Annotated in this window: 1 protein-coding gene; it reads right to left on the bottom strand. The window is 37.5% G+C overall.

The annotated features are described in order from the left end of the window. A partial coding sequence (locus AOA59_RS26445; protein WP_256593128.1) for a lyase family protein occupies positions 1-283 on the bottom strand: 283 nt, incomplete at both ends.

Genomic DNA, 283 nt, shown 5'->3' with positions numbered 1-283 from the left:
CAATAGACGCACTGATTGTAAGAAATTGTAAATAATTACTGGCTTAAATACATTTAACTCAAAGTTCCCTTGACTAGCTGCAAAGCCAATTGTCGCATCATTTCCAAACACTTGACTTACAACCATTGTAAGTGCTTCACTTTGTGTTGGATTTACTTTTCCAGGCATAATAGAGCTTCCTGGTTCATTAGCTGGAATAGATATTTCTCCAATTCCAGATCGTGGACCACTTCCTAGCCAACGAACATCGTTTGCAATTTTCATTAAATCTGCAGCTAATGCT

Origin of the sequence: Pseudomonas sp. 2822-15 (genome assembly GCF_002742515.1) — a bacterium.
GTDB classification, from domain to species: domain Bacteria; phylum Pseudomonadota; class Gammaproteobacteria; order Pseudomonadales; family Pseudomonadaceae; genus Aquipseudomonas; species Aquipseudomonas salomonii.
Note: the sequence above shows the minus strand (reverse complement) of the source record. Positions and strands in the feature narration are given on the sequence as shown.